Annotated in this window: 28 protein-coding genes and 1 tRNA gene; 8 read left to right on the top strand and 21 right to left on the bottom strand. The window is 43.0% G+C overall.

Annotated features, from left to right (window positions below; genetic code table 11):
• Positions 1–78 precede the first annotated feature (78 nt).
• From K2Q26_12310 to K2Q26_12295, 4 genes are read right to left on the bottom strand one after another with little or no spacing between them, the layout of a single operon-like run.
• Positions 79–354 (bottom strand): hypothetical protein, encoded by a 276-nt coding sequence (locus K2Q26_12310; GenBank protein ID MBY0316300.1) that lies wholly within the window; start codon positions 352–354, stop codon positions 79–81.
• A 56-nt stretch (positions 355–410) separates the two neighbouring features.
• Positions 411–698, bottom strand: coding sequence for a TrbC/VirB2 family protein (locus K2Q26_12305; protein MBY0316299.1), 288 nt, complete (start codon positions 696–698; stop codon positions 411–413).
• A 52-nt stretch (positions 699–750) separates the two neighbouring features.
• On the bottom strand, positions 751–1,167 hold the full coding sequence (locus K2Q26_12300; GenBank protein MBY0316298.1) for a hypothetical protein: 417 nt from the start codon (positions 1,165–1,167) through the stop codon (positions 751–753).
• A gap of 12 nt (positions 1,168–1,179) precedes the next feature.
• Positions 1,180–1,689, bottom strand: coding sequence for a hypothetical protein (locus tag K2Q26_12295; GenBank protein MBY0316297.1), 510 nt, complete (start codon positions 1,687–1,689; stop codon positions 1,180–1,182).
• Positions 1,690–1,732: 43 nt separating this feature from the next.
• On the opposite strand from K2Q26_12295, the gene K2Q26_12290 reads away from it, so the two are divergent.
• The 3 genes from K2Q26_12290 to K2Q26_12280 all read left to right on the top strand — a co-directional run bounded on the left by K2Q26_12290 (position 1,733) and on the right by K2Q26_12280 (position 4,442).
• Positions 1,733–2,134: a helix-turn-helix transcriptional regulator gene (locus tag K2Q26_12290; GenBank protein MBY0316296.1), complete on the top strand. Its 402-nt coding sequence runs from the start codon at positions 1,733–1,735 to the stop codon at positions 2,132–2,134.
• Positions 2,135–2,165: 31 nt separating this feature from the next.
• Positions 2,166–3,293, top strand: a complete 1,128-nt coding sequence (locus K2Q26_12285; protein MBY0316295.1) for a hypothetical protein — start codon at positions 2,166–2,168, stop codon at positions 3,291–3,293.
• 408 nt (positions 3,294–3,701) lie between these two features.
• Positions 3,702–4,442, top strand: a complete 741-nt coding sequence (locus tag K2Q26_12280) for a hypothetical protein (protein MBY0316294.1) — start codon at positions 3,702–3,704, stop codon at positions 4,440–4,442.
• Positions 4,443–4,912: 470 nt separating this feature from the next.
• Here K2Q26_12280 and K2Q26_12275 read toward each other — a convergent pair whose 3' ends face one another.
• Genes K2Q26_12275 through K2Q26_12255 form a run of 5 tightly spaced genes read right to left on the bottom strand, consistent with a single transcriptional unit; the run spans position 4,913 to position 10,946 of the window.
• Positions 4,913–5,740 (bottom strand): cation transporter, encoded by an 828-nt coding sequence (locus K2Q26_12275; protein ID MBY0316293.1) that lies wholly within the window; start codon positions 5,738–5,740, stop codon positions 4,913–4,915.
• Positions 5,737–8,901, bottom strand: coding sequence for a CusA/CzcA family heavy metal efflux RND transporter (locus K2Q26_12270; protein MBY0316292.1), 3,165 nt, complete (start codon positions 8,899–8,901; stop codon positions 5,737–5,739). Before K2Q26_12270 ends, K2Q26_12275 begins: the two co-directional genes overlap by 4 nt.
• Before the next feature lie 13 nt (positions 8,902–8,914).
• Positions 8,915–9,340 (bottom strand): hypothetical protein, encoded by a 426-nt coding sequence (locus K2Q26_12265; GenBank protein ID MBY0316291.1) that lies wholly within the window; start codon positions 9,338–9,340, stop codon positions 8,915–8,917.
• Positions 9,337–10,539 (bottom strand): TolC family protein, encoded by a 1,203-nt coding sequence (locus K2Q26_12260; GenBank protein MBY0316290.1) that lies wholly within the window; start codon positions 10,537–10,539, stop codon positions 9,337–9,339. The genes K2Q26_12265 and K2Q26_12260 overlap by 4 nt, the downstream gene beginning before the upstream one ends.
• Positions 10,536–10,946 (bottom strand): metalloregulator ArsR/SmtB family transcription factor, encoded by a 411-nt coding sequence (locus K2Q26_12255; protein MBY0316289.1) that lies wholly within the window; start codon positions 10,944–10,946, stop codon positions 10,536–10,538. Before K2Q26_12255 ends, K2Q26_12260 begins: the two co-directional genes overlap by 4 nt.
• 68 nt (positions 10,947–11,014) lie before the next feature.
• Here K2Q26_12255 and K2Q26_12250 point away from each other — a divergent pair, with 68 nt between their 5' ends.
• Together K2Q26_12250 and lpdA are read left to right on the top strand one after the other, a co-directional pair.
• Positions 11,015–11,305: a hypothetical protein gene (locus K2Q26_12250; protein ID MBY0316288.1), complete on the top strand. Its 291-nt coding sequence runs from the start codon at positions 11,015–11,017 to the stop codon at positions 11,303–11,305.
• Between the two features lie 43 nt (positions 11,306–11,348).
• The gene (gene lpdA, locus K2Q26_12245) at positions 11,349–12,755 is read left to right on the top strand and encodes a dihydrolipoyl dehydrogenase (protein MBY0316287.1); all 1,407 of its coding nucleotides are present in this window, start codon (positions 11,349–11,351) and stop codon (positions 12,753–12,755) included.
• 184 nt (positions 12,756–12,939) lie between these two features.
• Here lpdA and K2Q26_12240 read toward each other — a convergent pair whose 3' ends face one another.
• From K2Q26_12240 to K2Q26_12200, 9 genes are all read right to left on the bottom strand, one after another.
• Positions 12,940–14,037 (bottom strand): agmatine deiminase family protein, encoded by a 1,098-nt coding sequence (locus K2Q26_12240; protein ID MBY0316286.1) that lies wholly within the window; start codon positions 14,035–14,037, stop codon positions 12,940–12,942.
• A gap of 202 nt (positions 14,038–14,239) precedes the next feature.
• Positions 14,240–16,627 (bottom strand): heavy metal translocating P-type ATPase, encoded by a 2,388-nt coding sequence (locus K2Q26_12235; GenBank protein MBY0316285.1) that lies wholly within the window; start codon positions 16,625–16,627, stop codon positions 14,240–14,242.
• Between the two features lie 20 nt (positions 16,628–16,647).
• Positions 16,648–16,947: a metal-sensitive transcriptional regulator gene (locus K2Q26_12230; GenBank protein MBY0316284.1), complete on the bottom strand. Its 300-nt coding sequence runs from the start codon at positions 16,945–16,947 to the stop codon at positions 16,648–16,650.
• Positions 16,948–17,047: 100 nt separating this feature from the next.
• On the bottom strand, positions 17,048–19,288 hold the full coding sequence (locus K2Q26_12225; protein MBY0316283.1) for a multicopper oxidase family protein: 2,241 nt from the start codon (positions 19,286–19,288) through the stop codon (positions 17,048–17,050).
• Between the two features lie 9 nt (positions 19,289–19,297).
• Positions 19,298–19,663 (bottom strand): hypothetical protein, encoded by a 366-nt coding sequence (locus tag K2Q26_12220; protein MBY0316282.1) that lies wholly within the window; start codon positions 19,661–19,663, stop codon positions 19,298–19,300.
• Positions 19,660–19,977: a heavy-metal-associated domain-containing protein gene (locus tag K2Q26_12215; protein MBY0316281.1), complete on the bottom strand. Its 318-nt coding sequence runs from the start codon at positions 19,975–19,977 to the stop codon at positions 19,660–19,662. Before K2Q26_12215 ends, K2Q26_12220 begins: the two co-directional genes overlap by 4 nt.
• Positions 19,978–19,987: 10 nt before the next feature.
• The gene (locus K2Q26_12210) at positions 19,988–20,617 is read right to left on the bottom strand and encodes a hypothetical protein (protein ID MBY0316280.1); all 630 of its coding nucleotides are present in this window, start codon (positions 20,615–20,617) and stop codon (positions 19,988–19,990) included.
• The gene (locus K2Q26_12205; GenBank protein MBY0316279.1) at positions 20,614–21,159 is read right to left on the bottom strand and encodes a hypothetical protein; all 546 of its coding nucleotides are present in this window, start codon (positions 21,157–21,159) and stop codon (positions 20,614–20,616) included. The genes K2Q26_12210 and K2Q26_12205 overlap by 4 nt, the downstream gene beginning before the upstream one ends.
• Positions 21,146–21,652, bottom strand: a complete 507-nt coding sequence (locus tag K2Q26_12200; GenBank protein MBY0316278.1) for a sigma-70 family RNA polymerase sigma factor — start codon at positions 21,650–21,652, stop codon at positions 21,146–21,148. The genes K2Q26_12205 and K2Q26_12200 overlap by 14 nt, the downstream gene beginning before the upstream one ends.
• A 268-nt stretch (positions 21,653–21,920) precedes the next feature.
• Between K2Q26_12200 and K2Q26_12195 the strand changes: the two genes are divergently transcribed.
• The 3 genes from K2Q26_12195 (at position 21,921) to K2Q26_12185 (ending at position 23,640) form a co-directional block, all read left to right on the top strand.
• The gene (locus K2Q26_12195; protein ID MBY0316277.1) at positions 21,921–22,658 is read left to right on the top strand and encodes a hypothetical protein; all 738 of its coding nucleotides are present in this window, start codon (positions 21,921–21,923) and stop codon (positions 22,656–22,658) included.
• Positions 22,659–22,666: 8 nt separating this feature from the next.
• Positions 22,667–23,083 (top strand): hypothetical protein, encoded by a 417-nt coding sequence (locus K2Q26_12190; GenBank protein ID MBY0316276.1) that lies wholly within the window; start codon positions 22,667–22,669, stop codon positions 23,081–23,083.
• A gap of 80 nt (positions 23,084–23,163) precedes the next feature.
• A complete protein-coding gene (locus K2Q26_12185) occupies positions 23,164–23,640 on the top strand; it encodes a DUF305 domain-containing protein (GenBank protein MBY0316275.1) in 477 nt (158 codons plus the stop codon).
• Positions 23,641–23,643: 3 nt separating this feature from the next.
• Here the strand turns inward: K2Q26_12185 and K2Q26_12180 are convergent, their stop codons facing one another.
• The 3 genes from K2Q26_12180 to K2Q26_12170 form a co-directional block, all read right to left on the bottom strand.
• Positions 23,644–23,799 (bottom strand): hypothetical protein, encoded by a 156-nt coding sequence (locus K2Q26_12180; GenBank protein ID MBY0316274.1) that lies wholly within the window; start codon positions 23,797–23,799, stop codon positions 23,644–23,646.
• Between the two features lie 78 nt (positions 23,800–23,877).
• Positions 23,878–24,084 (bottom strand): hypothetical protein, encoded by a 207-nt coding sequence (locus tag K2Q26_12175; protein ID MBY0316273.1) that lies wholly within the window; start codon positions 24,082–24,084, stop codon positions 23,878–23,880.
• A gap of 281 nt (positions 24,085–24,365) precedes the next feature.
• Positions 24,366–24,439, bottom strand: a tRNA-Cys gene (locus tag K2Q26_12170).
• Between the last annotated feature and the right edge of the window lie 127 nt (positions 24,440–24,566).

Below are 24,566 nucleotides of genomic sequence, written 5' to 3'. Positions count from 1 at the left end.
AGTACGGCGTGCCCTTTAGGATCATCGATAAAATCCCAATAGGGTAATTCCTCGGCTAAACTTGCTTCTTTATGTTTTTTACTCATTGGAACCTTTCTTCAATTTCCTATATCTCTTGTCGCCGCGACCGGCAGCAAAGTGAACAGGCTTTACATAGTGCTCAATTAAATGTTGGAGGTAGTTGTCGGGCCGACCGCGCTTGGTAAAAAATAAGAACAACGCCATTCCAGACGTTGTTCCCCAAACGAGAACGTAGCGAAACGACGATCCTCCAAAGATTAAATTTGTCACAGCGAGGTTCATAAAAATGAGCAGCAGGTCGGGAAGTTCAAACCCAAACAACTTTGATTTCATTTCTAGTGCCCTCGGCACACGAGAATTCAATACTTCTTCGTTTTCCATAGTTGCGCCTAACGCACGGTCTGCGAAATAAAGTCAACAATCGCTTGGGCACCAAAACCAAACATACATCCGAGAACGGCATACACGATGTGTTGTTTCGCGTTCGGATTGCCGGTGAAAAAGGATATTGCGGCAATCGCAATTCCTATCACCGATAACAAAGGCAGAATAACGCCAGTTAGTTTTGTTTTAATCCCTATTAAGCTCGATTCGAGACTCGCATTTGCAAACTCAGGGGCGAGCATCATTGTAAGAATGCAAAGCCCCAGTAACATAATATTTGAATATGTTTTCATTGGTACTCCTGTGTAATCTAGAGACTCAACTATTCAGCCAATTGATTTCATATTAAACGGCTTCGTCTAATCGATCTGGTTCCGGAACATTTTTCGCCTGGGCGTATGGTTCCGGATACAGATTCATGTAGATCGGCTTTAGCAACAAATCGAAATCTAATCGCATGACTCCGTTTTTTGTATCGGTAGTGGCGTTACCTACGATGTTCCAGTAATACTTATTCTTCGATTCGGGATTCTTTGATGGTTCACGAGTCATAATTACGTACTTCGATGGATTCTTTTTATCCGGAAGCACAAAATATCGTTCCCACGATAGCGACCATAATCGAAGAGAAAAAATACTCTGACCTTCGCCAAGGTAAGACATTCCGACATTCTTAATTTTCTTAACGCTTCCACTTACGTCTACGTCACCGATAAAGACCTGAAAGCGCGTAAACTTGTTTGTTTCTGTAACTGTATTCATACTAACCCCTTTTTAAGCAACGGTAAGTTGCACTTGTTTATTAATCTTTTGAATTTCCCCACGAAGCTTCAAAAGTGAACTCTCAATTAATTCATTTGTATATATCCATGATTTGCCAAGCGTCTTCGCAATCTCAGCAATTGTTAGCGATTCCCAGAAGCGCAGATAAATAGCTACAACTCTCTCGTCATCCATTTGCGGTAATAATTCGTATAACAACTTAATACGTTCGCTGTGCTCATATTGATTGGTCATCTTTATTAGTTTTAAATTAGCTGTATTATTCATAATGTCTTTCCTATCCTTTGTATCAGTCCAATTTCTCGGAATGGTGTCTATAAAATGAGAAAATATGTATATTTTCCCTGTATAAAAGTTGGTCTCGACTAAGCTACCGTAATACATAGGTTTGTTTTCCATCGTGCGAATATCGCACATTTTATAATCGTTATTCATCAGTTCTACAGGTAAATTTGCTGTAGAAACGAGTTTGTATTCGAGTAAAGAATACTTATCCAACATTTTTTATTGTCCTAAATTTGCGAATATCGCTAAATGACTAAATATGAATGAACAAAGAAAAACAATTGCTAGCAAAATTCGTGAGTTGAGAAAGTCAAAAAAACTTACACAAGAAGATCTAGCGAAAAAAGCACATTTAGAGCGTTCAGTTATTGCAAAAATTGAAGGGTGCGTGCGTGAAATATCTGCAATTGAGCTTGCGAAAATCGCACAAGTTTTCCGAGTTAATATGAATGCTCTTATATATAGAGTGCCAGTATTCGCGGGTGATGTAGAAGAATCTATCGTGGAAGCGCTTGGATTATTGCCGAATTCGAAAAAGAAGAGAGTAATAGATATTCTTAAAGCCGATCTTTTTATTAAAGTTAAAAAGTCAAAAGGAGAAGTTAAGAAAAAATATCGCGAACTGAAGCGTAACTTGAGTGAATTGCAGATTGAGGATTGATTCATCTGCGAAGGGGTAAATAGGAGGGTGTATGAATGTTGGGGAAAAAGAAAAAGTAGATATTGAGCTAGTCTCTGGGCACGAAGGATTAGGCCGTAAGGTGTATCCTGAAAAACCATCAGACGATCCACGAGATATTCCTTGTGTGAGATTGACCGCAGATCAGGTCGTAGAAATCACAGCCGATGACTATTCGCTAAAAATATTTAATTTAACGCGAATCAAACCAATGACAATAATAGAGATAACCGAGAAAGAGCCTGAACCGGAAGTCGGTTCAGCAGAGGAGACTATCCATCGTTTTATTCAGGTAGGACTTGTAGAAGCGTTGGAGAACAACAGTTATTTTTCAAAGTTTCCAAAGAACTACGTCAACTTTACGGATCATCCCTATGACGAGGAGTTCGAGTCCGATAAAGACATAAGAATATTTAAGCTTATGAAAACAATGGCTGGGGATAAAGAATTTTGGAAAACTAACGCTTATTTTTCAGAGGATGGTTATTTTACCGAGGAGCAAACTATGCATATTAAAAAGTGTCTACAAGATATTAAATTTTACGTTAAGAGAGTGGTTCAAGAAAATAATAAGAAAGGTGAGACCGAAGGGCTTACATTTAGAAGACATAAATTCTACGACCTTACATTGCCGGTTTTTGCATTTGTGGTCTATATTTTGATGGCGTTTAGTTCACAGCAAAGCCAAGCGGCGAATGATCCAGGCATTATCGGAGATCAGAAAGCTCAAAATGCCTCTATCGCGCCGTTGTCAGTTGATCAGATACTAGAGAGTATTGCGTGGTCTAAATCCAAGTACTGGCAAGATTATATGTCTGACAGTCTGATTTACAGTAGCAACGATCCGGGAAGACAAATTGTTGCACGTTCAATAGAGCAAGATGTGATTAGCGCAAAACAACCTGCGTTCTTTGCTGGGTGGAACTTCGAGCAACCATTGCCGGCAAAAGATTCGGCATGGGCATTTAAGTGTTCGAACCAACTCACAAAGTCCAAGGGTGACTTGAACTCCGTAGCATTGCCTTGTCTAGGCGATGTGAAGTTCGCTACCGAAACGGTCTGCGGTGAGTATGGTGATTCCGAGTATTGCGACGTAGCGGCTCGTGCAGCTGAATTGCTGAAGATTCAGTTAAAAAAGTAAATATTAGAGATAAAAAGGGGATTCGAAAGAATCCCTTTTTTTTGCAGCTTATCAGCCGACTCCAATCGAGCCATCTTCAAATTTGACCTGCATCGTATGATATATGGACAGTTCAAACGATCCAGACATTTGTCCTCTTCGAAAGTAGGGTGTGTGTCAGCAGGATCGTGATAAGGGAGCCTCTCAGCTACGACGCTTCTGGCAAATTGACTGGATTAATTTTCGGCACAACGTCATGTACTAAAGTTAACATTAATTCTTAATTTCAAGAGAATAGGCTCATTCGCCGGTGACGACGCGGCGCTACCGAGAGTCATACTCTTCCTTCACTTTTTTGTGTGATAAAAGAATTCCTACTCTATTATCCGAAGTTCAATCGGACGCTCCCAACTCGATTGAGGGTTTTCAGTGAAATTTGAAAAAGATAGTTCTAAAATTCTTCGAAGCTGGATTGCTAAAAATGAAAAAGAACCAGGGTTCCGTCCATCTTTAGATGAGATCGCTCAGTATCAGCAAACTCTAAAAAGTGAAATAGTCGATTGGGGATTAGCTGATCGGCGCCGAATAGAAAAAATACGACGATCAGGAAAGCGAGTACCCAAATCTTTTCCTCTCGATCCACCGAAGAAGCTTAACCGCAGAAATAGCGAAAAACATGAAACACACATCGTCGGCGTGCATTATGACGAAGATGGGAGGCCATCAGTCGAAATACGAATTGATATGGGGCCTCAGTATAGTAAGCGTGGTGCTACCTATGAGAAAATAAAGTGGTATTTAGACCGAGAAAACACACTTGAAGAAGCAGCTCAATTTATCGGGTGTAGCCTTAAAAGAGTCAAAAAAGTTTTTGAGCTGGGCGCGAGTTCGGCAGCCGAAGCGAAATACTATGAACGGCCGGAACCACTGCCTTACGGTTGGATGCGAGAACGGGGACGGCCTATTAAAAAAAGTACTGAGCAGTGGGTGTTAGCTAAAATGGCTGAGGATATGGATGCGGGAATTTCGGTAGAGGATATTGCCGAGAATTTCAATAAGCTTGGATTAAAACCCCCAGCTAACTCGGACGCCTGGTCCACTGACTTGATAATGGATTGTATTAAAAAAAATATCGAAATTGAAAAAATGAGCCAAAGCAAAGAACTATAATGAGTCGAACGACGAAATTCTTCGAATACTCCGGCTCTTTGACATCACTTTATGGTGAATAGCCATGATCCGTTTGGTGAGATCAAGGTCCTTCCCTTATAGTTACTTAGGTAGGGAGAAACTCATGCGGCCAAGCCTCACTCAGAGGGCCCGTCCATATTGGTAATATGAATTTGAGTTTGCTTATTATTGCTCACTATCTTATTGCACAGGTTTTTTACGTGGCTATTTAATATCTTCGCAGTCGCCGCTTGAATCAATATTTTCAACTTCGGCACTGATCGAGTAGTTCGTACGAGAGTATTCTTTTCCATCAATCAAATATATACCAGTAACTAGAGACGTATTAAAATAGGCAACGACGTCCGGACATGAGTACATCAGTTTAAGGTGCCGAGGCGGCGCGCCCAGTGAAACCCGGGATACCTCCATGCGCCTCAGTAGCATAGCTCCCCGAGTGGCTTACCTTTTTAAGTTGGGACTTTAGATATTTTCAAAATTACCCATGCTCCCCGGACTACAACAATGCTTATGATAAAACCGACAATCAAATCTGGAATTGGCGATTTGAAAAAGTAGACCATTGCACCAGCCGAAATAACTCCCAAATTAGCGATAACGTCATTAGTCGAAAAAATCCAACTGGCCTTCATATGAATGCCCCCACCACGATGCTTTGAAATCAAAAAGAGGCAGGTTACGTTTGCGATCAACGCAATTAAAGAAATGACCATCATATATTGTGCCCAAGGCTCGCTGCCAAAAATGAATCGCCTAACTACTTCAAAAAGCGCAAACAAAGCGAGTGCTCCTTGGAGATAACCGCTCAGGCGAGCCGCTTTGTATTGTGTGGAAAGAGCCCTGCCAACAGCGTAAAGACTTACGCCGTAAACGGCGGAGTCGGCAAACATGTCCATCGCATCAGCGATTACACCGGTGGATTGCGCGAGCCATCCGATGATGATTTCGGCTACAAACATCGTGAAATTAATGGCCAAAAGCTGTTTTAAAACGCGGGCCTCGGCGGGGTTCTCTTCGAGCGTTTGAACTGTTGCATTGATGTCCTCGAATTGCTCTTTTGATAATTCTTCAGTGGTGGAGAGACGTGCGCCAAAGCCAAGCGGCTCAATAGCATTCAATATTAGGGACGCATCATTCCCGTGAATAATTGTAACTTTTCTCTCCACCAAATCAAACTTGGAGTTTTCAATTCCAGCAACTGCCCTGAGCGCCAAACGAATCATATTCTCCTCAGACGGACAGTCCATTTTCGGCACTTCAAAAATTGATTTTTTCACGACGGGTCTCCAGTCTGATTTCTAGAGCTTTTACTTTCCACCGGGAGAGTCATAAACTTTTCGAATACCAAATACAGAATCGGAATAACGATTAAGGTGAGTAGCGTAGATGAGAAGAGGCCACCAATTACAACGGACGCAAGAGGGCGTTGAACTTCTCCCCCAATTCCCGTTGAAATCATCATCGGGACGAAACCGAAAATCGCAACAAGTGCCGTCATCAAAACGGGGCGTAGCCTCAAAGTCGTTCCTTTCCGAACCAGCTCTATACCGCGCACACCTTGGGCTCTTAAATCATTAAAACAATTTATAAGCACGACCCCATTGAGCACGGAAATTCCTGCAAGCGCAATAAATCCAACCCCGGCGGAGATGCTAAACGGGAGGCCATTTAGCATAAGTCCAACAACACCACCAACAAGTGCAAACGGAACACCCATGAAAACCAGCAGGGTTTGGGCGATGCTGCCAAAGGCCCAATAAACCATTGCTAGCACCAAAAGGAGTGCAACAGGGGCGAAGATCGCAAGACGGCTTCTCGCCTGAATTAGATTTTTAAAGTTTCCGCCCCACTCAAGATAGATCCCATCAGGAAGTTTAATTTCTTTAGCTACTTTTTTTTGGGCGGCCATCACGAACGTTTCCGTATCTACTCCGCGCGGATTGATTAATACAGCCACACGACGCTTTGCCTGCTCTCGGTTAACGACACCATAGCTTTCGTCAAACTCTATCGTTGCGGCCTGACTCAGTGGCGCCAGAGTGCGTTCAGCAAGCTCCACCGGGAGAGATCGGATGACATTAAGATCCGATCTCAAAGACTCCTCAAGCCTCACGATGACTGGATAGCGCCTGATACCCTCATAGACATAGCCCACTTCCTCTCCCCCTAGAGCCGTGCTGATGGTTTCTAATACTTCGCTCTTCGGAACACCAAGAGGAGCTAAAAACGACTGATTTGGGGTGATTTTAAGAATCGGAGACATTCCCTGAAGTTCAATTTCGACATCACCCGCGCCAGGAATAGTGCGAACAGCGGCTGCGATTTTTTCTGAAGTCTCGATAAGACTTGAAAACTCATCTCCAAAAACCTTAACAGAAACATCTGCCCTGGTCCCTTCGAGCAATTCGTTAAAGCGCATTTGGATCGGCTGGCTTACAAGCACGCGCTGGCCGGGAACTTCCTCGACAAGCCGATCAACCATTTTTTCAGTCAGCTCCGACCATGTTTCAGGAGCATTTTCGTCAGTTGGCCACGCACTTCGGTCGTGAAAAGTGACAAATGTATCGGCAAGATTAATACCCATTGGGTCTGTGGCCACTTCGGCGGTTCCGATGCGACTAAATACGGCTTTCACTTGAGGAAACTCGGTAATGATTTTTTCTGATTTTTCCTGGAGCCTAAGGGCTTGGTCGAGCGAAATATTCACAGGTCTTACGAACTGAAGCGTTCTTGAGGCTTCGTCCATCTGCGGTAGAAACTCTCCGCCGAGACGAGAAAAAAGTACGAAGCCTAGAACTATTGCCAATGCCCCAATCGTAATCGTCACAAACCTAAAGTGAACAGCTTTTGTAAATAAAGGGGTGTATATTTTTTCCGCCTGTTTCATCAGCCAAGGGTTGCCTTCGGTCACTTTACCGCGAAGGAAAGTCGCAGCCAATGCAGGAACGGTGGTAAAGGATAGAACAAGCGCGCAAAAGACCGCTAATGCGAAGGTGGCCGCCATCGGCTGAAACATTTTTCCTTCGATTCCAGTCAACGCTAGCACTGGAAGAAAGACAACGACGACAATCAGTTCGCCAAAACCTGCGGCTTGTCTAATTTCAAAAGTGGCATCGCAAACAGTTTGTTGGACTTCGAGAGGTGTCAAATTGCGCTTAAGTCTCACCCCCGCATCATGAAGCTTTCGAACACAATGGTCTAAGACAATCACGGCGCCATCGACGATGATCCCAAAATCCAAGGCACCGAGACTTAGCAAGTTCCCTGAGATGTCGAACCATTTCATAAAGATGAATGTAAGTAACAGTGAAAGAGGAATCACGGCGGCTGTTATGAGTGCTGCTCGCAAATTTCCTAATAGCAGTAAAAGAATAACGATAACAAGAGCCGCGCCCGTTAGAAGATTGTGCTCGATCGTGCCTAATGTCTCATCGACAAGGTTGGATCGATCATAAAGTACTTCAAGGACCACACCTTTCGGGAGACTTTGAGAAATTTCCGCGACTCTTTTTCCGACACTCTCACTGACTTCACGGCTATTTTCTCCAAGCAACATCATCGCAGTTCCAAGAACGGCTTCTTGGCCGCGCACCAATGCAGCCCCTGTTCTAAGTTCGGAGGCGAGTGAAACCTTGGCGATGTCCTTTATCGTTAGGGCCGTGATTGAATTTAAAGGACGAAGGGGAGTGGCTTTGATATCTTCAATGGTTGAAAGCAAACCTGACCCTTGAACGACAAATTGTTCGCCCGTTTGCTGCACGTATCCGCCGCCGACGTTGGCATTGCTGTTTTTGAGTGCCTCCACGATGCTTGCGAAGCTGACACCATAGCGTAGCATTTTTACAGGATCTGGTTGGACATGGAATTGTTTTTCAAACCCACCAATCGTGTTCACTTCGGCAACGCCTGACACGGTCAAAATTCGTGGTTTCACAACCCACTCTTGAATCGAGCGAAGTTCCATAAGTTGAGCTAGAGACGGTTTTTCTTTTGTGTCTTCAAATCGCAACGCATAGAAGAAAATTTCTCCGAGGCCCGTTGAAATCGGACCAAGTTTAGGCTCGACACTCACGGGTAACTCTGAAACCGCCCCTTGTAAGCGCTCTGAAACAAGTTGTCTCGCGCGATAGATGTCGGAGCCGTCTTTAAAAATAACATTCACAACTGAGAGGCCAAAGCGACTCAAGGACCTAACTTGAATAACGCCGGAAATCCCGCCCATTGATTTTTCAATAGGGAAAGTAATACTCCGTTCGACTTGCTCCGCGGAAAGCCCGCCGGCCTCCGCAAAGACCTGCACTTGCACGTTCGTGATATCGGGTACGGCGTCAATCGGTAAATGAGTGAAGCTGTACCAACCTAGCAGCGCGAGTAAGCCCGTTGCGAAGAGGACGATGCCGCGATGGTAAACGGAAAAATGTATAATCTTATTTATCATTAGTTATTCCAAACTAGTCGGCACAAGCATCTGCCTCTGGGCCAAAGATATCTAGCTCAACCACGCGTAACAGACCGCCGTTTTCCACCACAACTCGATCACCATTTTTAAGCTCCTTGGAAGAGATTTTAGCGGTGCCATTTTTAATGATGGGCTCGACCTCAATCATCTTGAACCAACCGCTACGCTCCCGGTAAATCGCCGAAAAATCCTGAAAGTGGATCAATGAGGACTTCGGAACCGATACCTCTGCGCTCTTGACTTCAGAAAACTTAAGCTCGAGCGTCCTAAGGCCTTTTTCAGAAAGCTTTACACCGTCCTCGGCGCTTGCCGCAACTACAGCTTTGCCAGGCCCCACACGGTCCTTTGCAGGAGCGGACGCTTCCTCATCCGCAAATGCGGAGAACACAATGAAAAAAGTTAGGGTAAATAATTTCATGGAATCTCCTTGGGTATTTCACCTAATGCAGTTTGAATCATCCAGTAATACGTAATTGCGCTATACTCCGCTTCCTGCACGGCTTCCATAGTTTCGTACGCGGTTCGATAGGTTTCGATCACATTCGAAGGTTCGACCATGCCTCGTGAAAATAGCTGAAGCGTCTCCTTGACGGATTTTTGGAGCGATGGTGAGGAAGAAGTTTGAGATAAAAACGTAACAAGATTTTTATACGAGTCGATAAAAACCTCAATTGAAAACCGCGCTTGCGCGAGCGCGTACCCAGAAGATAAGCGCGTTTCCTCTAATTCCGCTTCGCTCTGGAGAACAGCCCCTTGGTTTCGATTCCAAAGAGGCAATCCGAAGCCAAGCTTTAGGCCGATGGCACCGTTTGCGGAGCTTTCGTCTTTGAAATAAAGAGGGCCAATCGCGACGTCAGGCCATGCGGCACTTTTTTGCACCTTGGCTTTCGCTTCGAATCTTTTGATTGCCAGTTCCCTTAAGCGCACATTAAGTCCAGAACTCGGTTGCAAGCCCTCAAGGCTTGGCCACTTTTTAACTTCAGGGGCCGTCACCTTGCTCAAATCACCAAATTTTCCGTCAAAGGACGCTTCGATCAGTCGCGTGGCCTGCGCTTGCTCACGTCTTAAGTTAATGAGCCGCGCTTCGATAAGAGTACTTTGCATCTGAAATATATTTAAGGCAGTGCGGTCCTGGGGGGAGCGGACGGCTTTGGCTTTGAGTTTTGTTGAAAGATTGATGAGAGATTTTCTAGTGTCTTCAAGTAATTTCAACTTCGTATTGGTTTGCGACAGCCTCGTAATGTTTTGAATGATTGTTAGAGCTATTTCACCGAACTCAAGTTTTTCCTCTAGCAACGAGATTTCATTTTCGACGCCGCTAAGCTTAATTCTCGCCGACCGCTTACCACCGATTTCAATCGGTTGTACGATTGACACGCCAACTTCTCCCGAACTTCCCTCAAATTCACCCACAGGATTAGGAATCTGTCGCGCTTCCTTATCGCGACCAGTACGCGCTTTTTCGCGAGCCAGTAATGAACGAATACGTGGATCTTGATCTAAAGCACATTTGTAGAGATCGTTGGCGGATTGAACATGGGATGCACAATCACTCGCTTGGGCCATTGACATCGGCACGGCGAACAGAAATGAATAAAGGATCAAAATATTAGTCATTTGGCTTCGTATTTATTCGGCTTCGTAGAAGTTTGAGGACCGTCTTTGATACATTTTTTTGCAGTTCGTTTTGCAAGCTCAACTTTAAATCGCTTAAGATCATTTTCGAATATTCCACTGTCGTCAGGCAAGCTTGCGATGAGTTTACTGAAGCTTTTTATGTGTGGGCTTGTGCTAAGCTGATGATAAACCCAGCGGCCGTCTTTGTACGCCGATAGCAGACCAACTTGTCTTAGAATCTTTAAATGGCGAGAAACGTTATGCTCAGGCTCAAGCAGCGCGTCAGTCATATCGCAAAGACAGGCTTCCTCGCGTGGCAAGGAAACCATTATGCGCATGATTCTTAATCTTGTTTTTTCCGCTACTGCCTGAAAAATTTCTGTGACTTCGATTTTACTTTGGTACATAGTTACATGGTTACGCAAGTATTTGATGAAGTCAATATATCTTATGATCTAACAAAGAAGGAGAGTTTATGAAGCCTGGGTTGTTTATTGCTGTATTGTTTATTTTTTCAGGGTTCAGCGCCGTGGCTCAAAATGGTGCAGTTGGAAAACCTTCGCAGGATATTATTAGCGCCTGTCATAACGACTGCAAAGATGCGATTAATGCGGCGACCGAGGATGGAAAAGCTCAGGCCGCCCACGAGTGTGCAGAAAAAAAAGGGCGACTGAACAAGGTATTTAAAAAATCAAAGTGTTGGGAAATCAATGAAATCTACGAAAAGGAAATAGCGGAAAAAAAGAAGTCTGTGGAAAAGAAATAGAGAAGAGAAGATAAAATAGAATTCTAATTTAGGTAAGGGCAATATGTATGATTTAGTAGTTATCGGAGGCGGCCCTGCAGGATATGTTGGGGCTATTCGTGCGGCGCAACTAGGAATGAAAGTGGCATGCATCGAGAGAAGAAAAAAGCTCGGTGGCACATGCCTAAACGTCGGCTGCATACCTTCAAAAGCACTTCTTGATGCAACGGAAAATTTTTACGCAGCTAAAGTGCGTTTTCCACTTCAAGGTATTTTTGCCGATGGATTGCGGTTCGACTTAGGCGGGATCATGAAACATAAAGACTCCGTAGTAAATGGTCTTGCGCAAGGAGTAGACTTCTTATTTCGCAAGAATAAAATCGATCGTTTTCTCGGTACAGGACGGCTTAAGGAAAAACGTAATGAAGATTGGATAATTGAAGTCTCTGATAACGACATAAAAAAGGACATCTCAGCCAAACGAGTTCTAATTGCTACGGGCAGCGAGGTTGTTGAGCTTCCATTTCTAAAATTTAATGGTCAGACCATTGTGAGCTCCACCGAAGCACTTTCTTTTTCAGAAGTGCCAAAACATCTTGTTGTCATAGGGGGTGGATTTATTGGCCTTGAAATGGGATCAGTGTGGTTAAGGCTTGGAGCGAAAGTAACTATAATAGAAGCTCAAGATCGAATTTTAGCGGGCGGCGTAGATAAGGCATCAGCCCAAGAGCTATATAAATCGTTAGAAAAACAAGGAATGACATTTTTACTTTCAACAAAGTGCCACGGAGCCAAGAATACAGCATCCGGTGTGGCTGTTGTCATTGAGAATGCTGAGGGAAAACGTTCAGAACTTGAGTGTGATCGCTTGCTAGTGGCAGTTGGGCGAAGACCGTATTCCGAGAGCCTCGGAGTAGAGTCGTTTGGTGTAGAGGTTGATTCTAAACGACGAATTAAAGTAAATAAAAATTTCGAAACAAATGTAACTGGGCTCTATGCAGTAGGTGATGTGATTGAAGGGCCTATGCTTGCGCATAAGGCGTCTGAGGAGGCTGTAGCAGCGGTAGAATTGATGGCCGGCAGAGCTGGGCATGTCAATTACCAAGCGATACCGAGTGTTGTGTATACAACGCCTGAGCTGGCTGCGGTGGGACGGACGGAAGAGGAGCTCGTTTCAGAAGGCGTGCCTTACAAGGTGGGAACTTTTCCTTTTTCAGCGAACGCCCGTGCGCGCTCATTGAGTGATACCGAAGGCCTCATTCGAGTTCTAGCGCATGCATCAACAGATCAAATTCTGGGAGTTCACATTGTGGGTCCAAGAGCCAGCGAAATGATCCCACATGCCGTATCGGTAATGGAGTTTAGCGGCAGTGCGGAGGACGTTGCAAGAACCTGTCACGCACACCCGACTCTACCCGAAGTTTTTAAAGAGGCATGCCTCGACGTTGATAAGCGAAGATTACACCTTTAGTTTTTTCATCGATATATTTCCAGGATACCTCTGCAAAAAAAGTGCAAATTATTTTGCAATTGGATTTATTAGGAAGATTTGCGTGGCAGTGATTATGCCGACCGAAGTTTTTTAGAATTTGCTACCTAGAAAATCTAGGTAGCAACGGAGTGGATAATCAGACTTTCACTTTGAGAGAACGAGATCAGTGAACAACTGTTCCATTCATTTGTAAAACTATTTGATCTAGAGTCGCTGGAGGATAATTCATTGTAAAGCAGTGGATTGAGCCCCAGCCCTGAGTGGAAATCTCTCTTGAGTCCATAGTGACGATCTTAAGACCCAAGTTTAAGTTCTTGTAAATATCAACAGCCTTTTGATCATTCTTTTCGCCAAAAATTGGAATAAAAAGAACATCATTGACCTGCAGAGAATTTACGTACGTCTCATATGGAAGCTCGGCTTCAGGCAAAACATGCACCGTGTAGCCTGCTTTTTTTAAAGTATCAACGTACTCCTCGGTATCCGTAACGACGATATCATCAGTCATGAATTTTACGACTTCGTCGGTGTGACCGATTCCCTTGAGGTGCTTAAATCGAATTATTTTTGTGCAACCATATTTGGTCTTAAAAATGTCGTCCGGAATTGCAGCAGTATCAGAAGTGCCACCTGGGTATTTTTTATTTCTATTCACGAGAATACATTCCCCACGCGTGTTGACGGCCATATTACCGCCTTCATAGAAATAGTTATGGGCATCCATATCAACCGCGAACAACTGGCTAATGAAAGCATCGGGCTCGAAATTATAATAATATTGCGCATCTACTAAGGAAAATTTCCCGTCAACCCAAACAGGAACTGGAGTATTATCTCGTGTCCAGAAGTCATTCATTCCGCTCGGTGGAACCTGAAGAACAACGAGTCTTTCTTTAGGAATGTATTGCGAGTAAGACGTAAACAACTGCTTTTGATAGCTTTTGCTACTTGATTGAGTGTAAACAATCAAGGTGACGTCTTGCGGGAGGTTTTGTGCCAATTGCTGCTTCATCTCCTCAGCTAAGCCATAAAAATCGTCATCGCTTGTAAGAATGTACCCAGTTTTATCCCACTCATAAAAGTGTTTTACATTGGCACTTCTGTAGCCAATGGGCCCAAGCGTTCTTTCTCGCTTTGCAACCTGTTGGTTGTGAAGTGCCATCGCTTCAATCTGTTCGTCCGATGGTCCTTGAACAGGCAACTGTTGAGCAAATAATTGCGTAGAAAGCAGTGTTAGTAATGTTAGTAATGTAATTTTCATTTCTCCCCCTCTGGTGAAATTATGCAAACAGAATAGTGGCTTTCTGGCGCGGAGCAAATGAATAATCCTTAAAATTAACTATGCTGCGTTAGAATTCATTAAATATTTCTCATAGTCGGTGGGATGGTTGCTCTGGCATCGAGTTCTCGGTCATTGAATATATCAAAACTAACAAGCATTCAAATGTGTGCCGATGGGCATTTTACAGTTTTGATTCCTCCTTTAGAGAGGCGGATTTTAGGCGGAGAGCATTTCCAATGACTGATACGGAACTCAAGCTCATAGCTAATGCAGCGAACATAGGATTCAGAAGGATGCCGAAAAAAGGATAAAGAATTCCGGCCGCAACGGGAACCCCAAGGGCATTGTAAAAAAATGCGAAGAATAGGTTTTGTTTAATATTTTTAATTGTCGCAATACTGAGTGATCTAGCGGTCACGATTCCTTTTAAATCGCCCTTAACGAGGGTTACTCCAGCGCTTTTTATAGCGACATCGGTTCCCGTACCCATTGCAATTCCAACATGGGCTTGCGCAAGTGCGGGCGCATCGTTGATCCCATCTCCTGCCATTGCAACTATTTTGCCTTGGGCTTGGAGCTTCTTGATGACATCTGTTTTTTGTTGAGGAAGAACCTCGGCGACCACTTCATTGAGGCCAACGGATTTTGCCACGGCATCTGCGGTTCTTTGATTATCGCCTGTTAACATAATAACTTTTATGCCGGATTCTTGTAGTGACTTAATCGCAGCCGCTGATGTCTGCTTGATTGGATCTGCAACACTTATAATGCCTGCAAAAGTCTTCTCAATACTTACATACATGACCGTATGGCCTTGACCTCTCAACTCATCAGCGCGGTCTTCAGCTGAGGCAACAGAGATTGAGAGGTCTTTCATCAAAGCTATATTCCCAATTGAGACGAACTGGTTTTCAATAGTTGCCTGCGTTCCCTTTCCAGTAATGGACGAAAACGATTGCGCTTTCGCTAACTTCAGGTGGGATGCGCCTGCAACGATAGCGGCAGCCAGGGGATGCTCACTTTCTTTTTCAAGAGTTGCGACTAAGCGAAGGAGATCATCTTTAGAATAATTCGAGTAGCTTTCTACATTCATTAGTTTTGGTTTACCCTCAGTAACCGTACCAGTTTTGTCAATAACGAGAACGTCTACTTTTCTCAGTGTTTCAATAGCTTCGGCGTTTTTAAATAAAATTCCCATGCTAGCGGCACGCCCTGTGGCCACCATGATTGACATAGGCGTTGCGAGTCCGAGAGCACAAGGACAGGCGATAATGAGAACAGCAACAGCATTTACAACCGCATACGCGAGTTTTGGTTCGATACCCCAAATGCTCCATACGACTGCTGTCGTGATTGCTGCAATAATAACCGTCGGTACAAAAAAAGCAGAAATTTGATCGGCAAGTTTTTGAATTGGAGCACGTGATCGCTGTGCTTCTGCCACCATCTGAACAATTTGCGATAGGAGTGAGTCTTTTCCAATCTTCTCCGCCTTTACAACAAATGACCCAGTTCCATTTATCGTTGCCCCAACAACTTTGTCGCCTTCGGTTTTTTGAACTGGGAGGGACTCTCCAGTGATCATCGACTCATCCACGGAGCTGTGTCCTGACACCACAATGCCATCTACTGGAACTTTGTCGCCTGGACGAACACGTAACTGGTCTCCAATATGGATTTGGTCTACTGACACCTCTTCTTCGGTTCCGTCCGAATTAATCTTTGTCGCGCTATTCGGTGCGAGATTAAGGAGAGCTTTAATCGCCGCACCAGTTTGTCCTCGTGCTTTTAGCTCTAGCACTTGGCCCAATAGAACGAGTGTTACAATGATAGCGGCAGGCTCAAAATATAAACCTACTTCTCCGGTCATAGAATCTATGAAGGACTTTGGGAAAAAGTGAGGGAAGAATAGCGCGACAATACTAAAAATATATGCGACGCCAACCCCAAGCCCAATGAGCGTAAACATGTTGGGACTTTTATTTTTTAACGACTGAACAAATCTCTCAAAAAACGGCCATCCACACCAAATCACTACGGGTGTAGCGAGTGCAAATTCAATATACCCAAAAAGAGATTGAAGTTCGAGCGAATGCAGAAAATGGCGGCCCCCCATTGTGATAAACAAAAGGGGGATGGAGAGAGCTGTTGCCACCCAAAATCTTTTTTTCATATCGAGATATTCAATATTATCCTCTTCTTGATCGAGCGAGATCATTACTGGTTCAAGAGCCATTCCACATTTCGGACACGAACCTGGCCCCATTTGAATTATCTCTGGGTGCATCGGGCAAGTGTATTCAACGTCTTTCGACACAGTTGGTTCTTTTGATTTTTCTTTGTTTAAATATTTTTCGGGATTCTCCTCGAACTTCATTTTACATTTAGTGCTGCAAAAAAAGTATGATTCGCCCTTGTGTTCGGATTTTCCCTTAGCGGCTGGTGGATTTACTGTCATGCCGCATACGGGATCTATTACAGATGTGCTCTCTGTTTTCGGTTTCTTTTCGATAGAGCAGCACGAGTGATTATCGTTCTGGGTGTGGTGGGATTGGTGAGAGTGATCCATATAGTCCTTCTTTCTAGAGCCTATTTAGCCATGATTTTCATAATTTCCTGAATTTTTTGTTCAGCATCATGCGCGTCTTTGGAGGTCATTGCGCTTTGAACGCAACCGCGAAGATGAGTCTCAATAATCGAGTTTTCAAGACCTGTAAGAGCCGAACGGACGGCTTTGATCTGTTGAACTATATCTACGCAGTAGCGACGTTCATCAATCATACGTTCAATGCCATCGACCTGGCCACGAATACGATTTACACGGCTTTTCTGGCTCGTATGATCGGGATGGATGCGGGAGTCTTTAAGAGTCGCTTTCTGCTTTGCCATAAATGCCTTTCGTTCAGCTTATATACTATAGGGTAGTATAGTATATGGAGAACGTCAAGGGCTGTTAAAATTTTCTCTGGTGTCGTAATTCATCATTATCTTAAAATTGGATTTCTAGTCCGCCACCTAAGCTGTCGTTAGTAAGCATCAGGCCAGCAGCCCATGACCAACTAGGGGCGTACATTAATGAGACTTCGGTTTCTGATTCATGGGCGCCATCCTGATCAGGGCGATAACTAAATTCAACGTCTGTAAAAACGGTTTTGCTCCACTGAAACCTTTTTTCAACATCGATTCTTAGTTTTCCAGAATTGTTCACTAAAACATTTGTGCGGATAATAAAGGGTAGTATGTATCCAAAACCGATAACAGCTTTTTCTTCTTCACCGTAACTAGTTCCGCCCGCAACAATATTAAAAAACCTATTGAACCATCGCCGATAGAAAAGATCTACTTCGTAGTCCCATTTATCATCAAAAGAGAATTGCTTATTTCTAATATTTGCAGATTCAACGCGAGTCTCTAACTGATTCCAAGTTTGCGAAAGACTCAAAAATGCCTGAGCATGGTTTGATGACGTCTCGACTAAACCATAGGTATACCAATGGTCGTGCAGATGCGGGTCGTATTTTTGCCATCCTGCTATTTCGGGTTTAGGTGTAAACGAGGAATACTTCACAACTCGTGCCATGCCGGTTTTTAAATGATATAGATTATGGCAATGGAGCATCCATTCACCAGGCTCATTGGCTAAGAATTCTATTGTGCGGGTTTGGTGCGGCGGAACATCTACAGTGTGCTTCATTGGGGATTTGTCGCCATTTTTATTAATGACACGGAAAAAATGACCGTGAAGGTGCATCGGGTGGTGCATCATTGTATCATTGACCATCGTGAAGCGCACAACATCGTTTTCTTTGATTTCTAAAGTTCGCTCCTGATGAATTGCTTTATTGTTTATGTGCCAAATGTAGCGGGACATATCGCCGCCTAAGACGAGTTTAACATCGTAGCGCGGAGCTTTTTCGGGTAGCGATGTTGAAGTAAGGGCACTGATGTTGTCAACCGTTAGGGATTCAATCTTTTGGGAATCTTTGCTTTCCTGATTTTTATGAGCGGAATGATCCGAGGTTTTCATGTGCTTCGCGTGATCGTTGTGATGGGTGGACGTCTTCTGAGGCTGATGGTGCTCGTGAGAGTCGTAAGCTGAATGTTCCTCCGGCTTGGTGTCTTTATGAGCGTTGAGGTCCATGTTCATATGTTCACTGCTATGACCGCTATGATCCATCTGCATTGATCCGTTAGCGTGGCTTCCATGATCCATTGTTGCGTATTGATCGGGTAGCGGTCTTGTGGGGACTAACACTTTTTCTCCCATTCCAACCCAACCGGAAGCCCAGCCAGTCCCATCCTGAGCAGTAGCACGCAGTTCAAAATTTTTATGCTCCGGAACGGTAAATAAAATATCGTATGTTTCCGCCATTCCAATTAGAAAATCGTTAGCTTTCACGGGCTGTATGTCTGTTCCATCAGCGGAGATAACTGTCATCGGTGCGTTACCTAAAGAGACATAGAAATAACTTGAGGCGGCAGCATTTATTATTCTTAAACGAACTCGTTCACCAGGATGAGCTTCGACAAGTTGAGACTCCTTCTTTCCATTAATAAGAAAAGCGTCGTAGCCGACATCAGAAAGGTCCATTCCACCCATGCGAGTCCACTCATTATATAAGAAACGGCCAAGAGCACCATGACCTTGATGAATAGCGCCCCACCAAGAGCGCATAGTGCCTTTTTTATAGAGATAATAATCACCATCTTTTCGTAAATTTCTTAGAATCTGATCGGCATTCTCATCAGACCAATCGCTGAGAACGACTACGATGTCTTTATCCGCTTTAATTTTATTTTCGCGCGGGAGAATAACTATCGCACCATAGACACCTTTTTGTTCTTGAACATGGGTATGAGAATGATACCAAAAAGTTCCGTTCTGGCGAAGTCGAAATTTAAATGTATAGGATTCACCAGCCTTTATGGGCGGCGTATTTACATAGGGAACGCCGTCCATCTCAGGTGGAAGAAGCAATCCGTGCCAATGAATAGAAATCTCTTCATTTTCTAGTTTATTTGTAACTTTTATTTCTGCATCATCACCTTCAATAAAAGTTAGCGTCGGTGCAGGGATCTGACCGTTCAAAGAGATTGCGAAATCTACTGATTTTTTTCCGCTGAGATTAACTGTCTGCCGAGTTGCTGTCAGCTCATACTTTACGGTCTTAGCAAAGCTCAGCGGCACATGAAGTGATAACAGAATAAATAGAAGCAAATGTAGTTTCATAAACCTAACTTACTGGAAAATCAACGGGGCTGCGAAAGCGAAAAAAGCTCCTATTAAATATACTGCCACCGATCCAAAATAAAGGGGCTTAGACCAGTCTCTCGTAGTTGTGCACGATTCACCGAGTTTGCGATCAATGGGGCAAGCTGCATTTCGGGCCTTCCATTGGAGTATGCCTCCAGCGATCAAAAGAAAAGCTCCCGTACCGAATACGAGGAGTTTGTTTTCTGAAAGCCATATTAACCCAGGCACATTTCCAACAATTCCGGCAAAAGCGGCACCAAACCCAAGCACGACGAAAAGCGCTGGCAAAGCACAACAAAGCAAAGTGCTAACAGAAGTAAATAAACTTAAAAAAGCGAGAGTTTTTTTCACGTTCCATTCCTCTTAATTTTTTCTACCGTGTAGCCTGAGTCTTTTAATAAACTCTCAATTTTTGCGTCCGGTAGTTCTTTGCCTTCTTTAATACTTAGTTTAACGATTTTCTTTTCAAGACTGACATCAATATTAGATACGGTCGGTTCTGCTTTAAATTTCTTAGTAATCCCTTGGGCGCAGAATGCACAGACCATACCTTTTACGTTTACGATCACTTCCTTATCTTTTACGTTTGCGCCAACTTCTTTCTCGCTCGCGAGAGAAGTGCTACTAACTAATACACCTGTCAAAAATATTATAATAAACTTCACGTGATCTCCTTTAAAAATGAAACATAAAATTTAACATCCAGTCGCCATCAGTACTCACACCGCCCTCAAAAAGAACGCTCTTATAAAATAGCCGCATTAAGGGAGTAACCACTTCTTTTTTAATTAAATATGGATGCCGCTGGTATTGAATCATAAACCAGCTAGCAACTTCGCTGAACTCCGCTTCGTATGGGGCAATCCCTATACGCGCTTCAATGCGATCCATATCTGGTCCGATTGGCGTCCACATCTTCTCATATTTAAGCGCGATATAGTGTTTCCTTGATTCCGCATCAAGTTCGATTCCTACTTGTCCTGCGCTATCTGTTTCATTAAGAAAGTGTGCAACGCCATATGAGCCATAAACATAAATGTTCGCTTGCGAGTCGGTTTCATTCCACCTTTTTACTAAATAGTCGAACTGTGGAGCGTAGTAATTCATCCGGCCATCCGGCATTTCAAGTCGCATGGTTCGTGCGGCCACGGCCATGTCACTGCGAAAGCTGTAGGTGATCCATGTATCAGTCATAAATGATTGATTCCAAGTCATTACAGCAGTCGCGTCTTTAAAAGAAACAGGATGCGCTTGTGCAGTTAAGGTCGAAAGCAGTAATGATAAAGAAACGACAATCGATTTCACGCAATTGCCTTTGATGCTAAATATCGTCTTAACGTCCAGCCGAGATCTAAAGAAAATATCCCGCCAATTATAGCTCCGGCCATCCAAATGAGGCCCAAAGTAATTACAATCTCTCCACCTATAGCAATAAAAAAACCAATAGAAAGGGTCGTTAAAAGAAGCATCTGTAAAAACGCATTATTTTTTAAGACTCTGATCTCTTCAGCTTTCAAGCTGAAACTTGCTGTAAATAAGCTAAATCCAACAAAAATGGCTCCACACCCTAGCATACAGACTTCATGGCCAAACTGCATAAGGTAAGGCATTACTCCAAGCTGGGATGTAATAGAAATTCCAAACTGAGGGCAGAAAAGTAAAGTCACAAACCCAACAGCAAAATGGATCAAAGAAACTTTAGAGAAAACCTTCCATGCCGAAGGATTTAGTTCCCGATGAATTTTTTCTAAAATGGAATTAGTCAGCCTCTCAGGCACTTCAACTGGCTCAGTCAGTAAAAATTCGGAAAAATCCTTTTCCCAATCGGTCTTGTTATTTTTTGTCATAATAACCTCTTAAGTATTTAAGTGAGCGGCTAATAATTTTTCTGGCATTCACAGGTGACGTATTAAGTACGCTTGCAATTTCTTCAAAAGAAGAGTCAGAGCTATATCGCATGCGTATTGCTGTTTGTTGTTCTTGTGTCAAAACGGCAAGGTCTATTTCGGCATGGACTACGCGAGCAGTAACATCTACAGTTTCTTCCTTGAGTTCCTCAAATGCGTGTTTTTGCTTCCGCACGAAATCAACAAGTTCATTTCTACAAATTGTAAAGATCCAAGGGGAAAATGGGAGAGAAGGATTATAAAGCTGTTTGCTTCTGTGGAGCTTTAAAAAAGTAGATTGAAAAACATCGTGAGCGGCACTTTCTTCTCTAAGCTTTAAGCGCAAAAAAGCTAATATTTTTTGTGCGTGGCGATTGTATAGCTCACTAAAGGCGGGTTCTTCGCCCAACTGGTATGCCAGCATAAGTTCCTCATCCGTTTTTTGATTTAACACGTTGTTTGTTCCTCGCTATGTATTACGAAATAAAAGTGCTATTTGTGACAGCACTAATATATTTATTTGTAAATAACTGAATTGACTAGGGAAATTAGCATAAAAAATTATTTTTATTAAAAATAGATTAGATTTGTCACAAATGCCGGACTTTCTTCGTATTATTGGCGGTCATACAAAATTGGCGCTATGGTTCAGTTACTGAGTGTCTTGACCTAACTATAGAATGGCAACTAGGTTTCAAATTAACCAATAAAGGGGGGTATCTGTGAAACAACTATTATTAAGTGTATTGTTATTTTCAATGTATTCGTTCAATGCTTTTGCTGCAATTAAGATCGACTCAAGTCAGAAGCAAGTTTCCGCATCAGAAAAAATTAAATATTCGTTTCAACTTCAAGATGATAAAACTCTAGCTCAGTTGACGGATAAAAATCTTATCGAAACCCATACTAAAATTCTACATCTCGTGGTTTACGATGCTTCACTAAATGAATTTAATCATGTTCATCCAGAGTTCGATGGTTCAAGCTGGAATGTAGAGTTGAGTCTCCCAGTGAATGGAAGCTACATGGTTTGGGCTCAAGGTGAAACAACAAGTGGAAAAGAATTCTCAACCTATCGACCTTTATTGGTTGAAAATGGTGAGCCAGAAATTGCGGTGACATCTTTGGGTGATGTGCGAGTAGGAGTGGACGGAGTAACTCAAGTGGAGTTAGCTAATACAAAAATCAAAGCTGGTAAGATGGTAATGATTGATTTTACCGTAACTCGCACTGATGGCACAACGCCGAGCCTTTCGCCATATCTTGGAGCTTTTGCGCATGTCATTGCTACTGCGCTAAATGGAAGTGAACTTATCCATGTTCATCCGATGGAAGGCGACGATGCGAACTCTGGTATGCTGCACGCTACGTTTCCGGCTGCGGGTGAATATCGTCTCTGGGTTCAATTTAATGACAACAACGAACTTAAAACTATCCCACTTTCTGTGGTAGTAAAATAGGAGTAAAGATGAAACTAATTATTATTCTGGTAGCAGTTCTTTTAAGTGCTAAAGCCTTTGCTCATGGTGAAGATAAGCCAGGTCCACATGGTGGCAAAATAGAGATGGCAAAGAATGTACATACTGAGGTTAACGCTGATAAAGACGGTTCTTTTCATATATTTTTGTTAGACGGTAATGTTGAGAATCCAACAGTAAAAAACTCGGCAATTGAGGCCACAATCAAGTCTGCGAAAAAAGATCTAAAGTTGAACTGTTCAGTAATGGGCGGCTCTCACTTTCACTGTAAATCAAAAGAGGCACGGCCAAAAGAGGGTAAGCTTTTCCTCAAAGCAAAAAGGGACAACGTAGACGTTGAGGTTAGTTATGATCTTGCGGCGTTCAGTGAAGCTCCCAAAGCAGAAGGTGGACACGCGCATCACTAGGTTTTATCGGCTGGGCTTTCAGGAGAGCTCAGCCAAGCTTTTCTTTGCTAGTTGAAATACATCTTTGTTAGGAGCAACACATGGAAAAACACAACCAACGTCATTCTAATCATCCTTCGTCTCATTATAAGCATTTGGCAATAATGGCGCTAGCTCATCTGCCCTTTATGTACATTATTATGTTCGTGATGGTCGATAAATTTTCACACATCTATAATAATCTGAACACCTTTTATATGGCCGTGATGATGGTCGCACCTATGGTAGTCTTGATGCCATTAATGATGAAAGAAATGTACCCTGACAAGAAAAAGAATTTGATTGTGTATGCGGCATCTCTTGCTATTTTGGTGCTGTTTTATTTTTTCATTCGCGGACAAAATTTAGTCGGAGATAAGCAATTTCTGCGATCAATGATCCCACATCACTCTGGTGCTATACTAATGTGCGAAGAGGCAAAGATTAACGACATAGAAATTAAAACATTATGCGCGAATATTATTGAGGGTCAAAAAAAAGAGGTAGAGCAAATGGAGAGTATTCTTAGTCGCCTTTGAGCTTCATTCATCTAATCCTGCTTTGTCGCCAAACTCTAAAAGTTTTTCTCGAATTATTTTCTTAGCGGTTCTGAATTGTTCAGGCTTTTTCTCTTCTTCAGCATTAGCGGGGTCTATAATTGGCCAGTGTAATCTTTTTGCTTTAGTTGGAAGTATCATAAGGCTCACTCTGAATGGTCCGATAAAATCCTACAGCTCCGTCAGCACAATAGCTGTTAACTTATGTACGGGCATTTGCTATTTTTCAGAGCCTGGCTTTCGTGTTTTTACAGTAGATTCTTCAGGTATCCAAACTTTACCCCAGTTTGAACTCTGGGAATTCTTCAATAGCTTGATGGTCTGAATTTGGACGAAATGAGTAAAGCGAGGGAGCTGGCCTACGGCGGCGACACCTATCGTTACTGCAACTGCGTACTTAATTAAGCCATCGGGAATTTGGATCATAAAGACCTCCTCTTTCTTTCTATAATGATTATTTAAGGTTCTAAAGACGCGCCGGTTTAACGACAAAAAAGCTATTTCTAAGGCTACGAATTTATCTAATGAATTTAGAACTTTACTAAACTATCGATTCCGGTTTGATTCCGGTAAAATTCCGGTCACACGGGTTATTTGGTGTTATTTGTGATTACGTTTAAGAAGATCCGAACTTGTAAGCCATTGAAATTCTTTGTTTCTGATTTTCAGTACTTAACTAACTTCTGGGCTATTCGCTGTGCGAAAATTGGAGGTGGTAACCGGATTTGAACCGATGTACACGGATTTGCAGTCCGCTGCCTAGCCACTCGGCCATACCACCCCTGACGTAAGTCTTAGTTTATCTCATTAAAAGACCTTGTGGAAAAGTAGGAACATCAAATCAGTATGGGGTGCGTTATAAACTCGGTTCGGGTAAATTTGTAGAAAGTTTCAACAGGATATCTTTC

The sequence above is a fragment of the Bdellovibrionales bacterium genome (assembly GCA_019750295.1).
Classification (GTDB): Bacteria; Bdellovibrionota; Bdellovibrionia; order Bdellovibrionales; family JAGQZY01; genus JAIEOS01.
Note: the sequence above shows the minus strand (reverse complement) of the source record. Positions and strands in the feature narration are given on the sequence as shown.

Bases quoted from the DNA above. Each gene is read 5' to 3' on its own strand.
- K2Q26_12230 (MBY0316284.1), bottom strand. From the start codon at position 16,947: ATGGCAAAGCAGAAAGCGACTCTTAAAGACTCCCGCATCCATCCCGAT.
- K2Q26_12190 (MBY0316276.1), top strand. From the start codon at position 22,667: ATGAAACTAATTATTATTCTGGTAGCAGTTCTTTTAAGTGCTAAAGCC.
- K2Q26_12175 (MBY0316273.1), bottom strand. From the start codon at position 24,084: ATGATCCAAATTCCCGATGGCTTAATTAAGTACGCAGTTGCAGTAACG.
- K2Q26_12255 (MBY0316289.1), bottom strand. From the start codon at position 10,946: ATGTACCAAAGTAAAATCGAAGTCACAGAAATTTTTCAGGCAGTAGCG.
- K2Q26_12310 (MBY0316300.1), bottom strand. From the start codon at position 354: ATGAAATCAAAGTTGTTTGGGTTTGAACTTCCCGACCTGCTGCTCATT.
- K2Q26_12290 (MBY0316296.1), top strand. From the start codon at position 1,733: ATGAATGAACAAAGAAAAACAATTGCTAGCAAAATTCGTGAGTTGAGA.
- K2Q26_12265 (MBY0316291.1), bottom strand. From the start codon at position 9,340: ATGAAATTATTTACCCTAACTTTTTTCATTGTGTTCTCCGCATTTGCG.
- K2Q26_12295 (MBY0316297.1), bottom strand. From the start codon at position 1,689: ATGTTGGATAAGTATTCTTTACTCGAATACAAACTCGTTTCTACAGCA.
- K2Q26_12185 (MBY0316275.1), top strand. From the start codon at position 23,164: ATGGAAAAACACAACCAACGTCATTCTAATCATCCTTCGTCTCATTAT.
- lpdA (MBY0316287.1), top strand. From the start codon at position 11,349: ATGTATGATTTAGTAGTTATCGGAGGCGGCCCTGCAGGATATGTTGGG.
- K2Q26_12305 (MBY0316299.1), bottom strand. From the start codon at position 698: ATGAAAACATATTCAAATATTATGTTACTGGGGCTTTGCATTCTTACA.
- K2Q26_12235 (MBY0316285.1), bottom strand. From the start codon at position 16,627: ATGGATCACTCTCACCAATCCCACCACACCCAGAACGATAATCACTCG.
- K2Q26_12240 (MBY0316286.1), bottom strand. From the start codon at position 14,037: ATGAAAATTACATTACTAACATTACTAACACTGCTTTCTACGCAATTA.
- K2Q26_12180 (MBY0316274.1), bottom strand. From the start codon at position 23,799: ATGATACTTCCAACTAAAGCAAAAAGATTACACTGGCCAATTATAGAC.
- K2Q26_12250 (MBY0316288.1), top strand. From the start codon at position 11,015: ATGAAGCCTGGGTTGTTTATTGCTGTATTGTTTATTTTTTCAGGGTTC.
- K2Q26_12300 (MBY0316298.1), bottom strand. From the start codon at position 1,167: ATGAATACAGTTACAGAAACAAACAAGTTTACGCGCTTTCAGGTCTTT.
- K2Q26_12205 (MBY0316279.1), bottom strand. From the start codon at position 21,159: ATGACAAAAAATAACAAGACCGATTGGGAAAAGGATTTTTCCGAATTT.
- K2Q26_12260 (MBY0316290.1), bottom strand. From the start codon at position 10,539: ATGACTAATATTTTGATCCTTTATTCATTTCTGTTCGCCGTGCCGATG.
- K2Q26_12270 (MBY0316292.1), bottom strand. From the start codon at position 8,901: ATGATAAATAAGATTATACATTTTTCCGTTTACCATCGCGGCATCGTC.
- K2Q26_12285 (MBY0316295.1), top strand. From the start codon at position 2,166: ATGAATGTTGGGGAAAAAGAAAAAGTAGATATTGAGCTAGTCTCTGGG.
- K2Q26_12225 (MBY0316283.1), bottom strand. From the start codon at position 19,288: ATGAAACTACATTTGCTTCTATTTATTCTGTTATCACTTCATGTGCCG.